General features: G+C 53.7%; 2 rRNA genes (1 of these 2 only partly in view). Both read right to left on the bottom strand.

Going from position 1 to position 3,043, the window contains the following annotated elements:
• Window positions 1-67: 67 nt before the first annotated feature.
• A 5S ribosomal RNA gene (rrf, locus tag ACQKOE_RS16490) occupies window positions 68-182 on the bottom strand.
• Window positions 183-300: 118 nt separating this feature from the next.
• Window positions 301-3,043 (bottom strand): 23S ribosomal RNA (locus tag ACQKOE_RS16485); it runs 49 nt beyond the window's last position.

Raw genomic sequence — 3,043 nt, 5'->3', positions numbered from 1 at the left:
TCGGACCGGCAGCGGCTTTTTCAAGAACATGTGAATGGGTTTTTTTCCTGTGCCCGCCGGCTTTAATGCCTGGCGACGCCCTACTCTTCCAACGCTTGAGCGGTAGTACCATCGGCGCAGTCAGGTTTCACGGCCGAGTTCGAGATGGGATCGGGTGGGTCACTGACGCTATGGTCACCAAGCAATAAGGCAGGCGGACACGGGTTTTAATCGATGCACTGTGTTGTGTGCTTTGAGGGCGTATCTGGCTGATATCGTCCACAATCGCAGACAGCAGGGCTGTCATTGATGGTGGGATTCATCAAGCATGATCAGAGTTATTAGGACCGGTTAGCTCCACACATTACTGCGCTTCCACATCCGGCCTATCAACGTGATGGTCTATCACGACTCGAAGATACCTTATCTTGAGGGAGGCTTCCCGCTTAGATGCTTTCAGCGGTTATCCCGTCCATGCATAGCTACCCTGCTGCGCTCCTGGCGGAACGACAGGTACACCAGAGGCATGTTCACCCCGGTCCTCTCGTACTAGGGGCAACTCCTCTCAAGTATCGACGCCCACGGCAGATAGGGACCAAACTGTCTCGCGACGTTCTGAACCCAGCTCACGTACCACTTTAATTGGCGAACAGCCAAACCCTTGGGACCTGCTCCAGCCCCAGGATGTGATGAGCCGACATCGAGGTGCCAAACGATTCCGTCGATATGAGCTCTTGGGAATCATCAGCCTGTTATCCCCGGCGTACCTTTTATCCGTTGAGCGATGGCCCTTCCACGAGGGACCACCGGATCACTATGACCGACTTTCGTCTCTGCTCGACTCGTCAGTCTCGCAGTCAGGCAGGCTTATGCCATTGCACTCTAACAGCCGGTTTCCAACCGGCCTGAGCCTACCATCGCGCGCCTCCGTTACTCTTTAGGAGGCGACCGCCCCAGTCAAACTACCCGCCACAGAGGGTCCCTACGCCGGCTAACGGCGCGAGGTTAGACATCAGAAACAAACAGGGTGGTATTTCACATTATGGCTCCACACCAGCTGGCGCCAGTGCTTCAAAGCCTCCCACCTATTCTACACAATTTCTTCCTAATGCCACTCTGAAGCTGCAGTAAAGGTGCACGGGGTCTTTCCGTCTAACCGCGGGTACTCCGCATCTTCACGGAGAATTCAATTTCGCTGAGCATATCCTGGAGACAGTGGGGAAGTCGTTACGCCATTCGTGCAGGTCGGAACTTACCCGACAAGGAATTTCGCTACCTTAGGACCGTTATAGTTACGGCCGCCGTTTACCGGGGCTTCAATTCGGAGCTTGCACTCCTCCTCTTAACCTTCCGGCACCGGGCAGGCGTCAGACCCTATACGTCGTCTTGAAGCCGACTTAGCAGAGTCCTGTGTTTTTGCTAAACAGTCGCTACCCCCTGGCCTGTGCCCCCCACAACTGCTTGCGCAGAAGTGGGGCCTCCTTCTTCCGAAGGTACGGAGGCAATTTGCCGAGTTCCTTCAGGATACTTCTCTCAAGCGCCTTGGTATACTCTACCTGACCACCTGTGTCGGTTTCGGGTACGGTCTATACGGTGGGGCTATTTCCTGGAACCACTTCGAAGCCTGACCAATCCGATAAGGTCAGACAACACACGTGATCCGTCACACACCACCAGGCCCACGAATATTAACGTGGTTCCCATCGACTACCCCCTTCGGGCTCGTCTTAGGGGCCGGCTTACCCTGCTCAGATTAGCTTTAAGCAGGAACCCTTGGTCTTTCGGCGAGAGGGCATCTCACCCTCTTTGTCGCTACTCATGTCAGCATTCGCACTTCCGATACGTCCACGGTCGGTTACCCTCCCGCTTCACTCGCTTACGGAACGCTCCGCTACCGCTCAGTCAAAGACTGAACCCTAAGCTTCGGTGCATCACTTTAGCCCCGTTACATTTTCGCCGCAGGAACCCTTATTTAGACCAGTGAGCTGTTACGCTTTCTTTAAAGGATGGCTGCTTCTAAGCCAACCTCCTGGTTGTTTTGGGATTCCCACATGCTTTCCCACTTAGTGATGACTTGGGGACCTTAGCTGTAGGTTAGGGCTGTTTCCCTTTTGACGACGGACCTTAGCACCCGCCGTCTGTCTGCCGAACTAGACTCGTTGGTATTCGGAGTTTGGTTAGGATTGGTAGATCTCGCGACCCCCGCACCCATCCAGTGCTCTACCCCCAACGGCAAATATTCGACGCTCTACCTCAATAGATTTCGCGGAGAACCAGCTATTTCCCGGTTTGATTGGCCTTTCACCCCTAAACACAACTCATCCGAGAATTTTTCAACATTCAACGGTTCGGTCCTCCAGTGCGTGTTACCGCACCTTCAACCTGGTCATGCCTAGATCACCGGGTTTCGGGTCTAATTCATCGAACTCAGTCGCCCTATTCAGACTCGCTTTCGCTGCGCCTACACCTAACGGCTTAAGCTTGCTCGATAAATTAAGTCACTGACCCATTATGCAAGAGGTACGCTGTCACCCCCTATGGGGCTCCAACTGCTTGTAAGCATTCGGTTTCAGGTACTGTTTCACTCCCCTCATCGGGGTGCTTTTCACCTTTCCCTCACGGTACTTTGTTCGCTATCGGTCACATACGAGTATTTAGGCTTGGAGGGTGGTCCCCCCATGTTCAGACAGGATTTCACGTGTCCCGCCCTACTCGAGTCCTCATCCATCACTTTCGCATACGGGGCTGTCACCCGCTATGGCCACTCTTTCCAAAGTGTTCTGCTAGTTGAAGATGAGGCACTGGCCTGGTCCGCGTTCGCTCGCCACTACTAACGGAATCTCGGTTGATGTCTTTTCCTCCAGGTACTGAGATGTTTCAGTTCCCCGGGTTCGCTTCACCAAGTCTATTTTATTCAACTTGGGATACCTTATCCACCTCACTCAGAACCCGCCAAAACGGACCCAGAATGAAATGGTGAAGGTGGGTTTCCCCATTCGGAAATCGCCGGATCAAAGTTTGCTCACAACTCCCCGACGCTTATCGCAGCGTGCCACGTCCTTCA

The organism is Novosphingobium sp. NPDC080210 (assembly GCF_050281025.1).
Classification (GTDB): Bacteria; Pseudomonadota; Alphaproteobacteria; order Sphingomonadales; family Sphingomonadaceae; genus Novosphingobium.
The sequence above is the reverse complement of the archived record's forward strand: the minus strand, read 5'-3'. Positions and strand labels throughout refer to the sequence as shown.